We start from the raw sequence: 16,910 nt of genomic DNA, 5'->3' as shown, positions 1-16,910 counted from the left end.
AGGCAGACAATCATTTATTAAAGAAAAATTTAGAGAAGAATTGCAAAAATATATTTCAGGAATAATTGCCGAAAAGAAGCAAAAATTATATGCCATTTATTGTATGCCGGATCATACCCATATTTTGGTCAGTATGAAACCCGACATTGCAATTTCTGATTTAGTAAGAGATATAAAATCCAATTCTTCATCTTTTATAAAAGAAAAGGAATTCGTAAAAGACTTTTCCTGGCAAACAGGGTTTGGAGCCTTTTCTTATTCCAAATCTCAATCATTGAATGTGGTTGATTATATTTTGAATCAACCACAACACCATAAAAAGAAAACATTTAAAGAAGAATATTTTGAATTTTTAATTAAATTTGAAGTTGAATATGATGTCAAATATTTATTTGAATGGATTGAATAGTACACAGGTCGCTCCTCTGGAGCTTTTTTTTAAATACATGTTTTTTTCTACAAACAGTTTACCTCTACGAGGTATTAAATTTTATACTCAAAATGACTACAGACACAATCCTATTAATATTGCTTTCTTTAGTAATTGCTATTGGTTTGTCGTTTTATCAATACTTTTATAAAAATAAAGGTTACATTAAAATCACCATTTTTTTGTCTATCCTCCGTTTTATATCAATTTTTTGCATTCTTTTATTACTAATCAATCCAATAATAGCTAGAAAAACATACGAAACTAGCAAAACGCCGCTGCCAATAGTTGTTGATAATTCCCAATCAATTGCAGAATTAAAACAAGATAATTTGGCAAAAGAACTGTCACAAAAATTATCTGAAAATACAAAGTTAAAAGACAAATATGATGTGAAGCTATATACTTTTGATGATGATTTTTATTCAGAAAACCCATTAGATTTTAAAGGTAAACAATCCAATATTCATAAAGTTGCCCAAAATTTAAAGCAATTATATAGAAATAAAAATTTTCCTATTGTTTTATTATCCGATGGAAATCAGACTATTGGGAATGATTATGTGTATTCTTTTCCGCAGAATAATCAGGTTTATCCGCTAGTTTTAGGCGACACAACTTCCTTTCTTGATTTAAAAATAAATCAGTTAAATGTAAATAAATATGCATTTCTGAAAAATAAATTTCCGGTAGAAGTTTTTCTTCAATATAATGGTAGTAAGGCTATTAATGCCAATTTTAGTATTCTACAAGGAAATTCGACGATCCATAAACAAACGGTTTCATTTTCAGCCAATAAAAAAACGCAACAATTATCGGTTTTACTAAATGCCAATAGAGTAGGAGTTCAAACTTTTAAAGCGATTGTTTCTTCTTCAGAAAATGAAAAAAACAAATACAATAATACAAAGAATTTTGCAGTTGAAATTATCGATGAACGTTCAGAAATCGCTATAATTTCTGCTATAAATCATCCAGATTTGGGTGCTATAAAACGCGCTATAGAATCTAATGTTCAACGAAAAGTAAGCTTATTCAATCCAAAGCAAATCAAATCATTACAAGATTATAATGTTTTAATTTTATACCAACCAAACGCAGAATTTAAATCTATTTTAGAACAAAATAAAAAATTACAGATTAACACCTTTACCATTACAGGTTTGAATACAGATTATGAGTTATTGAATGAAATGCAAGATCAAATTCAATTTGAAATGTCTGGACAATCGGAAGATTTTACAGCAAAATTTAACACACAATTTAATTCGTTTTCTTTGGACAATATAGGTTTCGATCAATTTCCACCACTAGAAAATCCATTTGGTCGTTTTCTGATTAAAGGAAACGTAACCACATTATTAGAATCACAAATTCGAAATATTGATACCGAAAATCCATTGCTGGCTTTCGCCGAAAACGGAATGAAACGAAATGCTTATCTTTTTGGTGAAAATATCTGGAAATGGCGTGTCGAATGTCATGTTAAAACAAAATCATTTGAAGAATTTGATATTTTTATGGATAAAACAATTCAATTTTTAGCTTCAAACGCTGCTAAAAAATCATTAATTGTTACCAACGAAAGTTTTTATAATTCTGGTGAAAATATAGAAATATCGGCACAATATTTTAATAAAAATTATGAGTTTGAAGAAAATGCCCGATTAACAATTCAACTTAAGAATAAAAAAACCAATATTTCAAAAATTTATGATTTTTTGAAAGGAAATGGCGAATATAAAGTAAATTTGGAAGGGTTGGATGCTGGTAATTATAGTTTTACTGTCAAAGAAAACAATTCGAAAGCTTCCTATTCAAGTAATTTTGAGGTTTTAGATTTTGAAATAGAAAAACAAGCCATAAATCCTGATGTAGCTCGTTTAAATCAGTTGGCCGTAAATACCAATGCGAAGGTTTTTTATCCAAAACAAGTGAATCAATTAATTGATGAATTACTCAAAAAAGAAAGTTTTCCTGCAATTCAAAAGGAAATTATTAAAAAATCTCCGTTGATAGATTCGATTTGGTTACTTATTATTTTGGCTATTTCGTTGTCAACTGAATGGTTTACAAGAAAATACAATGGAATGCTGTAATTAATTTAAAATTTAAAATTAAGAATTATGAGAATAGCAATAGTTTCAATCTTGACGGTTTTAATTTCTTCATTTTTGTTTTTTAGTTTTAAAAACGAAAAATTAAATAATGTTGAAGGTATGACAATAAAAGATCGATTTTATGTTCCTTCAGGTTACGAAAGAACCAAAGAAGCCAAAAACTCATTTGGAGATTATTTGCGTAATTTACCTTTAAAACCTGCAGGATCGTTAGTAAAATATTATAACGGAAGCACAAAATCCAATAACAATATTTATGATGCAGTAATCAATTTACCTATCGGAAAAAAAGATTTACACCAATGTGCTGATGCCGTAATGCGACTTCGAGCGGATTATTTTTACAGTCAAAAACAGTACGATAAAATTCATTTTAACTTTACCAATGGATTTAGAATTGATTATAATAAATGGCGTCAAGGTTACAGAATTGCCGTAAAAGGGAATAAAACGTCTTGGGTAAAAACGGCCAAAGCATCAGACAGTCCACAAGATTATTGGAAATACTTGGAAATGGTTTTTAATTATGCAGGAACGGCTTCTTTGTCCAAAGAATTAAAATCTATTGAAGTTTCTGATATCCAAATTGGTGATGTTTTTATTAAAGGTGGATTTCCTGGTCACGCAGTTATTGTAGTTGATATGGCTATAAATCCTAAAAATAATCAAAAACTAATGCTTTTAGCACAAAGTTATATGCCTGCGCAAGAATTACAGATTTTATTAAATCCTAGTATTAGTAGTAACAATAAGGTTTGTTGGTATGCTATCAATTCATTGCCAACATTGGAAACGCCAGAATGGACATTCAAATCATCTGAATTGAAACGTTTTTAAAATGAAAAAACTACTGATTTTATTTTTATTTTTTCAATATGGGTTTTGTCAAAGCATTCCTCAAAACGTAAAGAAATTAATAAAATTTTATCCACAAATTATTAATTTTAAAGAAAATAAATTATTTTTTAAAGATGGTTCCACTTTGATTTATGATGACAAAATTAAGAAATCGACTCAAGAAATTATAGATAATCCAGATATTGAAGATCAATTTTTTTATATTTATAAATTAGGAAATATAAATGATGCTGGACGAATTCGCAACGAAGCATTTTTCAAAAAAATATATGGTAATAGTAAGGTAGAAGTTGAAAAAAGTTTGGTTCAAATTGTTTGGTGTCCAAAACTAATCAATCAAAAAATAATGATTACAAATGTAAACGGAGTAGACAAAATTGTAAAAAAAATATCTGCAGAATTGGACAATCATCCTGAATTTAAAAACTATTTAAGTAATATTGCTGGCACTTTCAATTGGAGGAAAATAGCAGGAACCAGTCGTTTGAGTATGCATAGTTTTGGAATGACAATTGACATAAATACTAAGTTTTCCAATTATTGGCAATGGGATTGTAAGTGTAAAAATGAAAATGCTACGCTAATTTACAAAAGTAAAATTCCAGAGAAATTAGTTTCCATTTTTGAAAAATATGGCTTCATTTGGGGCGGAAATTGGTATCATTACGATACAATGCATTTTGAATATCGACCAGAAATGTTGGATTAAAATTTATCAAAATTTTAATGTTTATTTATTCTTATTGGCATTTTAATAAAATATATTTGCCATTCAAATTAATAAAATAGAATGAAAAATTTTAAATTCAGAACTACAGCATCCACTACCACTTTATTACTCGCTTTTGTAGCTTTTTTTACTTTATCTTGGGGAATTGTGGGTCATGAAAGGATCAACAAAGCTGCTGTCATGGCACTTCCCAAACCATTGCAATCTTTTTTTTATAACCATATCGATTTTATAACCCAAGAATCTACCGTGCCCGATTTAAGAAAATCTGTGCTTAACGATAAATTGGAAGGGCCAAGACATTATTTTGATATGGAAAATTTTGGAGCTGTAGATAGTTTTCCTAAAACTATGGAAGCAGCAAAAAAGAAGTACGATGAAAAGTTTTTATCAAAAAATGGAACTTTGCCTTGGTATATTCAAGATATGATGGCAAAATTGACCATTGCTTTTAAAGAAAAAAAGAAAACTGAAATTTTATTTATTGCAGCCGATTTGGCACATTACATTGGCGATGCACACATGCCATTGCACACATCAGACAATCATGATGGTCAAAATACTGGTCAAAAAGGAATACATTCACTTTGGGAAAGTAGGTTGCCTGAATTATTTGTAAATGATTATAAATTGTATGTTGGCGAAGCAAAATATATAGAAAATATCGACAAAGCAACTTGGGATATTATTTTCGATACGCACAGTCTGGTAGAACCTTTATTGGCTGCCGACAAGCAACTCAGAACTACTACTCCTGAAAATAAAATGTTTGAGGTTGACAGTACAGGAAGTTTTATAAAAAATAAATACAATAGCAATATTTATTCGAACGATTATGCTAAAAAATTCCACACTGCATTAAACGGAATGGTAGAAAATCAAATGAAAAAAGCAATTGCTGCCACTTCAAATTTTTGGTATACAGCATGGGTTAATGCTGGCAAACCAGACTTAAGCAATTTGGATTCTAAAGATTTAACCAAAAGAAACATCAAGTTTTTAAGACAAGATTTCAAACTTTGGCAAAAAGGCATTTTATTCGGACTAGAAACTGAAAAAGAAAATTAGTCTTAATATCAAAAATCAATTACAATTACACTTATAAAAATAATTTTGCACTTCTATTAAGATTATATTGATTTTTGAAATTGAAATTGTAATTGATTTTTCAAACTATTTCTGATATTTTTTCTCTTTCAACATCTGCGAGGCAGATTGATAATACGAAATGGTTTCATTCACTAAATCTGTTCTTCGTTTTTCTAACAATTTTTCTTCAAACATAATCTGGAAATCAGCTCCCATTTTTGGGTTAGGAATAACAGTTAGCCCAAATTGTTTGACTTGTTGTTTAGGAGAAATAATAGTCAATACATTATCTTTTACCAAACCCAAATTTTGATAGGTAGCAATCAAAGCCCTTGGTTTATAGTCGGTTTTTAAAACATCTTGACCATAAAATTTGCTTTGATAATTAAAGTTTAAAAGTCCTAAAGCTGTTGGCATAATATCTATTTGGGACATTAACTTGTTGAATATTCTTGGCTCCACAAAATCTGGCGAATAAATCATGGCGGGAATTCTGTATTTATCCATTGGCAATTCAGTTTTTCCTGAACTAGATGCGCAATGGTCGGCTAGAATTACAAAAACAGTATTTTTAAACCAAGATTGTTTTTGAGCCATTTTGAAAAATTCTCGCATGGCATAATCTGTATATTTCACGCCACCTTCACGGGATTTCGCGTCTGCGGGAATATCAATTTTTCCTGTCGGATAGGTGAAAGGCCTGTGGTTGCTCACACTCATAATATGATTGAAGAACGGCTTGCCTTCTTTGGCTTCCAAGTTCATAGTTTTGATGGCTTTTTTATACAAATCTTCATCGCAAACACCCCAAACATTTGAAAAAGTTATTTCTTCAGGAGTAAAAGTTTTTTTATCAACTATGCCATAATTATTTCCAGAAAAGAAATCTTCCATATTGTCAAAATAAGCATCGCCGCCATAAATATATTTCACATTATATCCTTTTTTGGCAAAAACACTTCCAGTTGTAAATTTATTCTTGTTGTCTTTTCGTTTTACCACACTTTCACCAGCAGTAGGTGGAATACACATAGTAACAGATTCCAATCCACGAACTGTTCTATTTCCTACAGCATATAAATTGGAAAAAAGTAAACTTTGTGAGGCCAAACTATCCAAAAATGGTGTAATATTTTGCTCGTTGCCATATAATTTTAAAAATTCTGCGCTATAACTTTCAATGGTTATTAAAACTACATTTTTCTTGTTTTCTGCTACTTCAGATTTTATATTTCTTAAAGTTGAAGCATCTGAAATGGTAGGTATTTGATTTTTTAAAATAGCAAAAGCATCATTGTTTGGCAATGTTTTATAAAATTTAAAATAATCCAATTCACTATTCGAAAATGCCAAATAAAATTTATACAATCCGTTGGATTGCAATTCATTGGTAAATATATTTTGTGAATTTTCTTTGGATGATAAAAATGGAATTACCACCAACGATATTAAAAACAAACCAATATAAATCCCTGACAATTTTATTTTTTCTAAAAATGTTGGAATTTCAATCAAATAATTTTTAGATCTTTTTACAATAAAATAAGTAAATGTTCCAGCCACTAAAAACAATCCAGAAAATATAGGAATTACTGGATATGATTGCATTATATTTCCAATCACTTCATTGGTATAAACCAAATAATCGACTGCTATAAAATTATATCGGACACCAAATTCATTCCAAAATAAATATTCACTAATTGCATTTTGAAGTATACAAACTACATAGATGAAAATAGTCAATGAGAAAAGCCAAAATCTAATTTTGCCTCTATATTTAGGTAAAAAAAGCAATAAACCAAATAGCACAGTTTTTAAACCTATAAAGCTTCTACCAATTTCTGGAGCGGCGCCACCATATTCATTTAAAATAGTATTAAAAAAAAGTACATCTGCAAATAGTGTTAATAAAATTCCAAAAATAATATACCCATAAGATTTTAAATATTTTGAATTGGATAAAAATACCAAATAAAGCCACAAAAATCCACCAGCCAGTATAAAAACAAATATATCCGAAATTAATCCTAAACAAAATATTTTAATACTATCAAAAAAACCAAAAGAAGATTGCGTAATTGGATGAAAAAATAAAGCTATTCTGAGAATAAAGCTTACTATTAGATAAAAAAATCCAAGATTATAAAGGGGTGAAAATTTTCTGTAAAGCAAAATTTATAAGTTTAATTATTGATAAATAGTATATATTTGACAAATATATTGCTAATTAATCAAATATAGATATGAACGATGCGCATTTACATTTATTAATAAATCATTTTCCTATAATAGGTTGTGTCTTTGGACTTGGAATATTAATTTTTGGTATAATACTAAAAAATAAAACATTACAAAATACGGCATATATTTTATTCATAATCGTCATGTTTACTGGCAAAGCCTCTATGTTTACGGGAGAGAATGCTGAAGATATAGTGGAAGAACTTGGTATTTCTAAAGATTTAATTCATGAGCACGAAGAACATGCCGAAACTTTTATGAATATTGTTTATGCTTTGGGAGTAGTTTCTATTATTTCTTTATTCGCAAATATTAAAAATCATCCAAAATCCAATCTAATTGCTTTCTTAACTTTAATTTTAGCAGTGGTTGCACTAGTTTTGTCTAAATCTGTTGGGACTTCTGGAGGCGAAATAAGACACACTGAGATTCGCGAAATCACTAAAAATCAAATGGTAAAGCCAAATTAAAACTGTTTTTAAAATAATTTTTTACTTCAACAATACACAAATTTTAAATTTTATTTGCTTTTTAAATTAATTTCATATTATATTTGCAATTCAATAATACAAAAAATGTTTACAATTCAATTACATCATCATCATTTTCATAATTGCCCTCAAGCGATGCGTTAATGGTATGTGTATAAATCATATATTTTAAAACCCGTTTGAGTCCATCAAACGGGTTTTTTATTAAAATCATTTTGTTGCACTCAAATTTAATTCTTAAATCTAACAAACAAAATGAATACTTTAAAAATTGCCATTCAAAAATCAGGACGCCTAAACGAAGACAGTCTCAAAATCCTTAAAGATTGCGGTATTTCTGTAGATAATGGAAACGATCAGCTCAAAGCATCTGCCACCAATTTCCCACTAGAAGTACTTTTTCTTCGTAATTCAGATATTCCACAATATTTGCTGGATGGCGTTGTAGATATTGCCATTGTTGGCGATAATATTCTAGTCGAAAAATCTCCAAAAATTAAGATTATCGAAAAATTGGGATTCTCAAAATGTCGAGTGTCAGTAGCAGTTCCCAAAACTTTTGAATTCAATTCTCTAGATGATTTGAAAAAATTGCGAATTGCAACATCTTATCCAAACACCACAAAAAATTATTTCAAAGAAAATAATGTCACAGTCGATTTGCACGAAATATCGGGTTCTGTGGAAATCGCACCAAATATAGGCCTTGCCGATGCTATTGTCGATATAGTTTCCAGCGGAAGCACACTTTTCAAAAACAACCTAAAAGAAGTGGCGGTCATCATGAAAAGCGAAGCCGTGCTAGCTGTTTCCCCAAACATTACAAAAGCAAAACAGCTAGTCTTAGACAAACTCCAGTTCAGAATGCAAGCAGTTTTAAGAGCTAGAATTTCGAAGTATATTTTAATGAATGTACCCAACGAAAAAATCATCGCAGTATCGCAAATTCTTCCCGTTTTAAAAAGCCCAACCGTTGTGCCGCTCAATGAAGTCGGGTGGAGCAGCGTGCAATCCGTTATTGACGAGGACCAGTTTTGGGAAGTAATCGACAAACTTAAGGAAGCTGGCGCCGAAGGAATTCTGGTTTGTCCTATTGAGAAAATGGTTTTCTAGAAGCACAACATTCCAATTTCCCAGAACATTATTCCCGCTGTACGTTTCAATCTTTTTTTATTTTTTTGTCATCCTGAGCATTCCGAAGGAACAAAAAAATAAAAAAAGGATTTCCACTTCCATCGGGGCTAAAATTCAACAATAAAATACCAATTAACATTTCAAAATCATAGAAATGAACAAAATATTCAATCCAAAATCTCAAAATTGGTCAGAAATTCTAAAAAGACCAACACAATCTTTTAAAGATATTGAAGAAACTGTAAAAGGAATTTTCAAAGAAGTACAAACCAAAGGCGATATAGCTGTGGCAAAATACACTTCTCTTTTTGACGGAATTGCTTTAGAAAACATCGAAGTTTCAAATCAAGAAATCGAAGAAGCCATTGAATCTGTTTCACAAGAATTGAAAGATGCTATTCAACTCGCAAAATCAAATATCGAAAAATTTCACAAAGCCCAAATTACTTCAAAAATTGAAGTTGAAACTACAGAAGGTGTAACGTGTTGGCAAGAAAAAAGACCTATTCAAAAAGTAGGATTGTACATTCCTGGCGGAACTGCACCACTATTTTCAACCGTTTTAATGTTGGTTATTCCTGCTCAAATAGCAGGTTGCGCAGCAATTGTTTTGTGTTCACCTCCAGATAAATCAGGAAAAATAAATCCTGCTATTTTGTATGCAGCTAATTTGTGTGGTGTTTCAAAAATTTTAAAAGTTGGCGGAATTCAAGCCATTGCGGGTATGACTTTTGGAACCAAAACCATTCCACAAGTGTATAAAATTTTTGGACCAGGAAATCAATATGTAACTGTTGCCAAACAAGTTGCAACTCAATTTGGTGTCGCAATCGATATGCCCGCAGGTCCAAGCGAGTTATTAATCGTTGCTGATGATAGTGCTATCGCAAGTTTTGTAGCTTCAGATTTGTTAAGTCAAGCCGAACACGGAATAGATAGTCAAGTAATTCTAGTTTCGACATCAATGAAATTAATCGACGAAGTAGAAATAGAAATAAACAAGCAAATTCAGGTTTTACCTCGAAAAGCAATAGCCGAAAAAGCGATAGAAAATTCGAAACTAATTTATGTCGAAAACGATCAAATTGCTTTAGATTTAATTAATGAATATGGTCCAGAACATTTTATAGTTTGTACCAATTATGATGACTTTTATGTCAATAATATCGAAAATGCAGGCTCTATTTTTATTGGAAATTTCACGCCCGAAAGTGCTGGCGATTATGCTTCTGGAACCAATCATACGTTGCCAACCAATGGTTATGCGAAGAATTATTCGGGTGTAAACCTAGATAGTTTTATGAAATCAATGACTTTTCAGAAAATTTCCCAAAAAGGCATTCAAAACATAGGAAAATCAATTGAAATTATGGCAGAAGCCGAAGGTTTACAAGCGCACAAAAATGCTGTGAGTTTACGATTGGAGAGTTTAAAATAGAAGAAAGAATCAAGAATCAAGATATTTAAGTCTTGCTTCTTGTCTCTTGCACCTTCATAATCTAAAAAAATGAAAACATTCAATATACAAAATCTCATCAGAGAAAATATAAAATCAATGAAACCGTATTCGTCAGCTCGTGATGAATTCAAGGATTTCGACCAAAACATAATTTTTCTTGATGCCAACGAAAACCCTAACGAAAACGGTATAAATCGTTATCCTGATCCGCAGCAAAAATCAGTAAAACTAGCTTTATCTGAAATAAAAAGAGTTCCTGAGAATCAGATTTTATTAGGTAACGGTAGCGATGAAGTTCTCGATTTATTGTTTCGTGCTTTTTGCGAACCCAATAAAGATAACGTAATTACTTTACCGCCAACTTACGGAATGTATGGCGTTTTAGCCAATTTAAATGCTATCGAAAATCGTGAAGTTTTATTAAATTCAGAATTTGAGCCTCAAATGGATAAAATTTTTGCAAGAGTAGATCAAAACACTAAAATGATTTTTCTTTGTTCTCCAAACAATCCAACAGGCAATTCTTTTTCAGATGAAAGTATTGTAACTTTGCTTAAAAATTTCAAAGGAATTGTGGTGTTAGATGAAGCCTATATTGATTTTTCTGAAAAAGAAAGTTGGTTGCAAGAAATTAATGATTATCCGAATTTGGTGATTACACAAACGCTTTCTAAAGCATATGGAATGGCAGGAATTAGATTGGGAATTTTATATGCATCTTTAGAAATAATTACAGTTTTAAATAAAATAAAACCTCCTTATAACGTTAATGTTTTGACTCAAAGTAAAGCATTGCAATATCTTGAAAATCAAGAAATTGTAAAGCAACAAATTGCTGAAATCAAAAATCAAAGAAATTTGGTTTACAAACAATTATTAAACACCAATTTTGTAAAAGAAATATACAAAACCGACGCGAATTTTATACTTTGTAAAGTGGATGATGCCAACAAACGATACAATCAGTTTCTTGAAAAAGGAATCGTAATTCGCAACCGTACAAATGATGCATTATGCCAAAATTGCTTACGAATTACAATAGGAACTGAATCAGAAAATCAAAAACTAATTGAAGTTTTAAAAGAATTAGATAACATATCCTGAAAGGTTTTCAAAACCTGTTAGGTATTTTTAGAAATAAAAAAATGAAAAAAATACTATTCATAGACCGCGACGGCACGATGATAAAGGAAACTATCGACGAACAAATCGATGCTTTTGAGAAAATGATTTTTTATCCAAAATGCATTCCATTTTTGAGTAAAATTGCAAAAGAATTAGATTTCGAATTGGTGATGATAACCAATCAAGATGGACTTGGAACGCCGAGTTTTCCAGAAGAAAGCTTTTGGCCTGTGCACAATTTTATAATGAAAACCTATGAAAATGAAGGCGTTTTATTTGATAAAGTTTTCTTAGACAGAACATTTCCCCACGAAAATAGAAACACTAGAAAACCCGGAACAGGCTTACTCACAGAATATTTCTCATCAGATTATGATTTGATCAATTCATTTGTAATTGGCGATCGATTAACCGATGTAGAATTGGCAAAAAATCTAGGCTCAAAAGCTATTTTTATAAATGACAATACCAATTTAGGAACTTCAGAAATATCTGTAAAACGAGAGGAACTAGACTTTTGTATTGCTTTAGAAACTAATGATTGGCAGAAAATTTATGAATTTCTGAAACTCGAAAATCGTTCAGCATCTATTGTTAGAAAAACCAACGAAACGGATATTACAATTAACTTAAATCTTGATGGAACAGGGAAAAGTAAAATAGAAACTGGAATTCCTTTCTTCGATCACATGCTCGACCAAATTGCTCGTCACGGACAAATGGATTTAGAAATTCTGGTAAAAGGCGATTTGCAAGTCGATGAGCATCATACGATTGAAGATACAGCAATTGCACTCGGAGAAGTTTTTGCCAAAGCATTGGGCAACAAATTAGGAATAGAACGCTACGGATTTTGTTTGCCAATGGACGATTGTTTGGCGCAAGTTGCTATCGATTTTGGAGGAAGAAACTGGATAGTTTGGGAAACCGATTTCAAACGAGAAATGATTGGACAAATGCCAACCGAAATGTTTTTTCATTTCTTCAAATCGTTTACCGATGGCGCAAAAGCCAACTTAAATATTAAAGCCGAAGGTACGAATGAACATCATAAAATTGAAGCCATTTTCAAAGCATTTTCCAAAGCAATTAAAGTAGCCGTAAAACGCGATGTTGAAAAAATGATTTTACCTAGTACGAAAGGAATGCTTTAAAGTTTGAGATTAGAATTAGATAAAAAGACAAAAGAATAGAGAAAAGAGTCAAGAAGCAAGATATTCTAAAGTCTTGTTTCTTGAATCTTTCTTCTAATGAATCTAAAAAAAATGAAAATAGTCATCATAAATTACGGTGCAGGAAACATTCAAAGCATTCAATTTGCACTGCAAAGATTGGGTTACGAAGGGATTTTATCAAATACTATTGAAGAAATTCAATCCGCTGATAAAGTTATTTTCCCAGGCGTAGGCGAGGCGAGTAGTGCAATGAAAAAACTTAGAGAAAGCGGTTTAGACAAAATTATTCCAACATTAAAACAACCCGTTTTAGGAATCTGCCTCGGAATGCAACTCATGTGCAACTCATCCGAAGAAGGAAATACCAGAGGTTTAGGCATTTTTGATGTCGATATTATCAAATTTTCAAATGTTGTAAAAGTCCCACAAATGGGCTGGAATAACATTTTTAATTTAAAATCTGAATTATTTGAAGCAATTTCTGAAAATGAATATATGTATTTGGTTCATAGTTTTTACGCACCAAAATGCCAAGAAACAATATCATTTACCGATTATGAAACGGAATATTCATCAGCTTTACAAAAAGATAATTTTTATGGAGTTCAATTTCACCCAGAAAAAAGCGGAAAAATTGGTGAGCAAATATTATCTAACTTCTTACAATTATAAATTCAATGACAATATCAATTTCAAAAATCAATCTTTAAATCTCTTATATCTTTGTTTAAATCTGAAATCAAAAATCGTTAATCAACAATCTAAAATCTAATGAGAATAATCCCAGCCATAGACATTATCGACGGTAAATGCGTCCGACTTTCAAAAGGCGATTACAATACCAAAATAATTTATAACGAAAATCCTTTGGAAGTCGCTTTAGAATTCGAAGCACACGGAATTGAATATTTGCATTTAGTCGATTTAGACGGAGCAAAATCAAGCCAGATTGTGAACCATAAAATATTGGAACAAATTGCTTCGAAAACCAAACTTAAAATCGACTTTGGTGGCGGATTAAAATCAGATAACGATTTGCGAATTGCCTTCGAATCTGGGGCAAACCAAATAACTGGAGGCAGCATTGCAGTTAAAAACCCTGATTTATTTCAACAATGGATTTTAAAATACGGTTCTAATAAAATAATTTTGGGTGCTGATGCAAATAACGAAAAAGTAGCTGTTTCGGGTTGGCTAGAAGAAAGCAAAGAAGACTTGATTCCGTTTATACAAAACTATCAAGAAAAAGGAATTGAATATGTTATTTGTACTGATATTGCCAAAGACGGCATGCTTGAAGGAGCGAGTTTTGATTTGTATTCTAAAATTTTAGAACAATCTAAAGGAATAAAACTGATTGCTTCTGGCGGAATTTCTACCTTTGACGAATTACCAAAGTTAGCACAATTAGGTTGTGAAGGAACAATTATTGGCAAAGCCATTTATGAAAATAGAATTACCTTAAAACAATTGGAAAACTACATTTTGCTATCCTAACAGGTTTTAAAAACCTGTTAGGTATAATTCTAAAATTATAATCAACATCAAAATACCTAACAGGTATTTAAAACCTGTTAGGATAAATTAAAAAAAATGCTCACAAAAAGAATCATACCTTGCCTAGATATTAAAAACGGACGAACCGTAAAAGGCGTAAATTTTATTGATTTAAAAGATGCTGGAGATCCAGTTGAATTAGCCAAAAAATATGCGGAAACTGGTGCTGACGAATTGGTTTTCCTAGATATTTCTGCAACTGAAGAACGTAGAAAAACTTTAATAGATTTGGTTCGAAAAGTGGCTGAAACTATTAACATACCATTTACAGTTGGCGGCGGAATTTCGTCAGTGGAAGATGTTGAAATATTACTAAAAAATGGAGCAGATAAAGTTTCAATCAATTCTTCGGCAGTTAAAAACCCGCAATTAATTAATGATTTGGCTTTTGCTTTTGGTAGTCAATGTATTGTGGTTGCAATTGATGCCAAGCAAATTGACGGGATTTGGAAAGTCCATTTAGTAGGAGGGAAGGTTGCCACAGAAATCGATTTATTCGATTGGGCAATAGAAGTCGAAACTCGTGGAGCTGGAGAAATTTTATTCACATCAATGGATAACGATGGAACCAAAAATGGATTTGCAAATGAAGCATTAGTTAAATTATCCGAAATTGTAAATATTCCAATAATAGCATCTGGCGGTGCAGGAAATATGCAACATTTTGTTGATGCATTTATATATGGAAAAGCAGATGCTGCATTGGCAGCCAGCGTTTTTCATTTTCAGGAAATTGAAATTCCAGTTTTAAAACAAGAATTAAGAAAAAAGAAAATAGAAATAAGAATATAATACCTGACAGGTTTTAAAAACCTGTCAGGTCTAACAGAAAATAAATAAAATGAAAATAGATTATACTAAAAATCCCGACGCATTAATTCCCGCAATTATTCAAGATGCAAAAACCAAAACAGTTTTGATGTTGGGTTATATGAATGAGGAAGCCTATACTAAAACTTTAGAAACTAAAAAAGTTACTTTTTTTAGTCGTTCAAAAAATAGATTATGGACAAAAGGAGAGGAAAGTGGCAACTTTTTAAATCTAGTCGATATAAAAGTAGATTGCGACAACGATACACTATTAGTAAAAGTAAATCCCAATGGACCAACTTGTCATAAAGGTTCAGATAATTGCTGGCAAGAATCTAACAATCAGGAATATGGATTTATTTCAAAATTAGAAAAAACCATCCAAGAACGAAAAGAAAATGCAACTTCGGATAAAAGCTATGTGGCTAGTTTATTTGAAAAAGGCATTAATAAAATTGCTCAAAAAGTTGGTGAAGAGGCTATTGAAGTGGTTATTGAAGCCAAAGACAATAATGATAATTTATTTCTTGATGAAAGTGCCGATTTGTTGTTTCATTATTTAATTTTATTACAAGCCAAAGGTTTTACAATGCAAGATGTAGTAAGTGTTTTGGAAAATAGAGAAAAGTAAAAAGTAATTACCGCAAATTCGACAATTTTTTGTTCAATAATTAGCGAATTAGCGGTAAAAACTAAGATTCAATTGTTTATTAGTTGCAATTGACTTTTTAATCTTTCAATCAATAAATTCATCATCCTTTTGTTTAAGTTTGAAGAGTTTTTGATGTATTCTTGAAACTCATTTACCGTAAAAAAACCAATAATCATTCCCTTCAATAAATTTCTAAACTTAATATCTCGATGAATAGCGTTTTCGATATAATTCAGTTTCTTATCTACAGTGAGTGCAAAAAAAGCGCTTTTTTGTTTTATTGCATAATTGATAAAAACTTGAATAAATAAATCATTTTGCAACTTTAATATAGGTCGCAATGTGATGTTTTGAAAAGCTTCTTCGGCTGATGATTGTGGAGTAACAATTCCTAAAGCGCCACCTCTTAAATCAAATATATCTGAATCACGATTTTCCATTTGTTTTTATTTAAAGTTAATAATATTGATGTTTAAAAAATTGTGGATTCCGAAAAGTTATTAATAATTTAGTGTTGAAAACATAATTTATGGAATACTCATAAATATTTGTTACAGCTATTGTATGGTTTTCTATAAACGAATTGCCTAATTTAGCTTTTGATCGTCAAGAAATTATAGCAAAAGCTTTTAAAAAATTTATAATATGAGATTCCATACTAGAAAATGGGTAAAACCACAGGATTTAAATCCAAATCATACACTTTTTGGCGGACAATTATTGGCTTGGATTGACGAAGAATTGGCTCTATATTCGATTGTACAACTCGAAAATTCTAGAATCGTAACCAAGCACATGTCGGAAATTAACTTTTTAAGCTCAGCAAAACAAGGTGATATTATCGAAATTGGTATTGATGTGGTTAAGTTTGGAAATTCTTCTTTAACTCTAAAATGCGAAGCTAGAAATATTATGACCCGTGAGAGAATTATCACAATAGATTCGATAACAATGGTAAGTTTAGGAGATGACGGCAAGCCAAAAGCGCACGGAAAAACTGAAATTGAATATGTTAGAAATAGGATTAAATAATTGA

18 protein-coding genes are annotated in these 16,910 nt (G+C 30.8%); 15 read left to right on the top strand and 3 right to left on the bottom strand.

Annotation, left to right across the window (positions count from 1 at the left end; genetic code table 11):
• The 5 genes from tnpA to RMN92_RS06820 form a co-directional block, all read left to right on the top strand.
• The coding region (gene tnpA, locus RMN92_RS06840; RefSeq protein WP_309608719.1) for an IS200/IS605 family transposase at nt 1-409 on the top strand (409 nt) is incomplete at its 5' end.
• A 92-nt stretch (nt 410-501) separates the two neighbouring features.
• Nucleotides 502-2,529 carry a hypothetical protein gene (locus tag RMN92_RS06835; protein ID WP_309608718.1) on the top strand — a complete coding sequence of 676 codons (2,028 nt, stop codon included), beginning with the start codon at nt 502-504 and terminating at the stop codon, nt 2,527-2,529.
• A 27-nt stretch (nt 2,530-2,556) separates the two neighbouring features.
• A complete protein-coding gene (locus RMN92_RS06830) occupies nt 2,557-3,387 on the top strand; it encodes a DUF4846 domain-containing protein (RefSeq protein ID WP_309608716.1) in 831 nt (276 codons plus the stop codon).
• A gap of 1 nt (nt 3,388) precedes the next feature.
• Entirely contained in the window at nt 3,389-4,117 is a 729-nt protein-coding gene (locus RMN92_RS06825; RefSeq protein ID WP_309608715.1) for a M15 family metallopeptidase, read from the top strand.
• Between the two features lie 81 nt (nt 4,118-4,198).
• On the top strand, nt 4,199-5,206 hold the full coding sequence (locus tag RMN92_RS06820; protein ID WP_309608714.1) for a zinc dependent phospholipase C family protein: 1,008 nt from the start codon (nt 4,199-4,201) through the stop codon (nt 5,204-5,206).
• 105 nt (nt 5,207-5,311) lie between these two features.
• On the opposite strand, the gene RMN92_RS06815 is transcribed toward RMN92_RS06820, so the two are convergent.
• Nucleotides 5,312-7,405, bottom strand: coding sequence for a sulfatase-like hydrolase/transferase (locus RMN92_RS06815; protein ID WP_309608720.1), 2,094 nt, complete (start codon nt 7,403-7,405; stop codon nt 5,312-5,314).
• 68 nt (nt 7,406-7,473) lie between these two features.
• Here RMN92_RS06815 and RMN92_RS06810 point away from each other — a divergent pair, with 68 nt between their 5' ends.
• On the top strand, nt 7,474-7,941 hold the full coding sequence (locus RMN92_RS06810) for a hypothetical protein (RefSeq protein WP_309608713.1): 468 nt from the start codon (nt 7,474-7,476) through the stop codon (nt 7,939-7,941).
• A 109-nt stretch (nt 7,942-8,050) separates the two neighbouring features.
• Here the strand turns inward: RMN92_RS06810 and RMN92_RS06805 are convergent, their stop codons facing one another.
• Nucleotides 8,051-8,176 (bottom strand): hypothetical protein, encoded by a 126-nt coding sequence (locus tag RMN92_RS06805; protein ID WP_309608712.1) that lies wholly within the window; start codon nt 8,174-8,176, stop codon nt 8,051-8,053.
• A gap of 41 nt (nt 8,177-8,217) precedes the next feature.
• On the opposite strand from RMN92_RS06805, the gene hisG reads away from it, so the two are divergent.
• The 8 genes from hisG to hisIE all read left to right on the top strand — a co-directional run bounded on the left by hisG (nt 8,218) and on the right by hisIE (nt 15,853).
• Entirely contained in the window at nt 8,218-9,075 is an 858-nt protein-coding gene (gene hisG / locus RMN92_RS06800) for an ATP phosphoribosyltransferase (protein WP_309608711.1), read from the top strand.
• 175 nt (nt 9,076-9,250) lie between these two features.
• Nucleotides 9,251-10,534, top strand: a complete 1,284-nt coding sequence (gene hisD / locus RMN92_RS06795; protein ID WP_309608710.1) for a histidinol dehydrogenase — start codon at nt 9,251-9,253, stop codon at nt 10,532-10,534.
• Nucleotides 10,535-10,603: 69 nt separating this feature from the next.
• The gene (hisC, locus tag RMN92_RS06790; protein ID WP_309608709.1) at nt 10,604-11,659 is read left to right on the top strand and encodes a histidinol-phosphate transaminase; all 1,056 of its coding nucleotides are present in this window, start codon (nt 10,604-10,606) and stop codon (nt 11,657-11,659) included.
• A gap of 41 nt (nt 11,660-11,700) precedes the next feature.
• Nucleotides 11,701-12,834 carry a bifunctional histidinol-phosphatase/imidazoleglycerol-phosphate dehydratase HisB gene (hisB, locus tag RMN92_RS06785; protein ID WP_309608708.1) on the top strand — a complete coding sequence of 378 codons (1,134 nt, stop codon included), beginning with the start codon at nt 11,701-11,703 and terminating at the stop codon, nt 12,832-12,834.
• A 111-nt stretch (nt 12,835-12,945) separates the two neighbouring features.
• Nucleotides 12,946-13,527 (top strand): imidazole glycerol phosphate synthase subunit HisH, encoded by a 582-nt coding sequence (gene hisH, locus RMN92_RS06780; protein WP_309608707.1) that lies wholly within the window; start codon nt 12,946-12,948, stop codon nt 13,525-13,527.
• A 99-nt stretch (nt 13,528-13,626) separates the two neighbouring features.
• Nucleotides 13,627-14,352, top strand: coding sequence for a 1-(5-phosphoribosyl)-5-[(5-phosphoribosylamino)methylideneamino]imidazole-4-carboxamide isomerase (hisA, locus tag RMN92_RS06775; RefSeq protein WP_309608706.1), 726 nt, complete (start codon nt 13,627-13,629; stop codon nt 14,350-14,352).
• Nucleotides 14,353-14,448: 96 nt separating this feature from the next.
• Entirely contained in the window at nt 14,449-15,204 is a 756-nt protein-coding gene (hisF, locus tag RMN92_RS06770) for an imidazole glycerol phosphate synthase subunit HisF (protein WP_309608705.1), read from the top strand.
• 49 nt (nt 15,205-15,253) lie between these two features.
• Nucleotides 15,254-15,853, top strand: coding sequence for a bifunctional phosphoribosyl-AMP cyclohydrolase/phosphoribosyl-ATP diphosphatase HisIE (gene hisIE, locus RMN92_RS06765; RefSeq protein WP_309608704.1), 600 nt, complete (start codon nt 15,254-15,256; stop codon nt 15,851-15,853).
• 68 nt (nt 15,854-15,921) lie between these two features.
• Here hisIE and RMN92_RS06760 read toward each other — a convergent pair whose 3' ends face one another.
• Nucleotides 15,922-16,314: a glyoxalase gene (locus RMN92_RS06760; RefSeq protein ID WP_309608703.1), complete on the bottom strand. Its 393-nt coding sequence runs from the start codon at nt 16,312-16,314 to the stop codon at nt 15,922-15,924.
• 205 nt (nt 16,315-16,519) lie between these two features.
• On the opposite strand from RMN92_RS06760, the gene RMN92_RS06755 reads away from it, so the two are divergent.
• Nucleotides 16,520-16,906 carry a hotdog domain-containing protein gene (locus tag RMN92_RS06755; protein ID WP_309608702.1) on the top strand — a complete coding sequence of 129 codons (387 nt, stop codon included), beginning with the start codon at nt 16,520-16,522 and terminating at the stop codon, nt 16,904-16,906.
• Nucleotides 16,907-16,910: the final 4 nt, after the last annotated feature.

The sequence above is a fragment of the Flavobacterium sp. genome, from assembly GCF_031363805.1.
GTDB lineage: Bacteria > Bacteroidota > Bacteroidia > Flavobacteriales > Flavobacteriaceae > Flavobacterium.
Note: the sequence above shows the minus strand (reverse complement) of the source record. Positions and strands in the feature narration are given on the sequence as shown.

Bases quoted from the DNA above. Each gene is read 5' to 3' on its own strand.
- RMN92_RS06835 (WP_309608718.1), top strand. From the start codon at position 502: ATGACTACAGACACAATCCTATTAATATTGCTTTCTTTAGTAATTGCT.
- RMN92_RS06830 (WP_309608716.1), top strand. From the start codon at position 2,557: ATGAGAATAGCAATAGTTTCAATCTTGACGGTTTTAATTTCTTCATTT.
- RMN92_RS06825 (WP_309608715.1), top strand. From the start codon at position 3,389: ATGAAAAAACTACTGATTTTATTTTTATTTTTTCAATATGGGTTTTGT.
- RMN92_RS06820 (WP_309608714.1), top strand. From the start codon at position 4,199: ATGAAAAATTTTAAATTCAGAACTACAGCATCCACTACCACTTTATTA.
- RMN92_RS06810 (WP_309608713.1), top strand. From the start codon at position 7,474: ATGAACGATGCGCATTTACATTTATTAATAAATCATTTTCCTATAATA.
- RMN92_RS06805 (WP_309608712.1), bottom strand. From the start codon at position 8,176: ATGATTTTAATAAAAAACCCGTTTGATGGACTCAAACGGGTTTTAAAA.
- hisG (WP_309608711.1), top strand. From the start codon at position 8,218: ATGAATACTTTAAAAATTGCCATTCAAAAATCAGGACGCCTAAACGAA.
- hisD (WP_309608710.1), top strand. From the start codon at position 9,251: ATGAACAAAATATTCAATCCAAAATCTCAAAATTGGTCAGAAATTCTA.
- hisC (WP_309608709.1), top strand. From the start codon at position 10,604: ATGAAAACATTCAATATACAAAATCTCATCAGAGAAAATATAAAATCA.
- hisB (WP_309608708.1), top strand. From the start codon at position 11,701: ATGAAAAAAATACTATTCATAGACCGCGACGGCACGATGATAAAGGAA.
- hisH (WP_309608707.1), top strand. From the start codon at position 12,946: ATGAAAATAGTCATCATAAATTACGGTGCAGGAAACATTCAAAGCATT.
- hisA (WP_309608706.1), top strand. From the start codon at position 13,627: ATGAGAATAATCCCAGCCATAGACATTATCGACGGTAAATGCGTCCGA.
- hisF (WP_309608705.1), top strand. From the start codon at position 14,449: ATGCTCACAAAAAGAATCATACCTTGCCTAGATATTAAAAACGGACGA.
- hisIE (WP_309608704.1), top strand. From the start codon at position 15,254: ATGAAAATAGATTATACTAAAAATCCCGACGCATTAATTCCCGCAATT.
- RMN92_RS06760 (WP_309608703.1), bottom strand. From the start codon at position 16,314: ATGGAAAATCGTGATTCAGATATATTTGATTTAAGAGGTGGCGCTTTA.
- RMN92_RS06755 (WP_309608702.1), top strand. From the start codon at position 16,520: ATGAGATTCCATACTAGAAAATGGGTAAAACCACAGGATTTAAATCCA.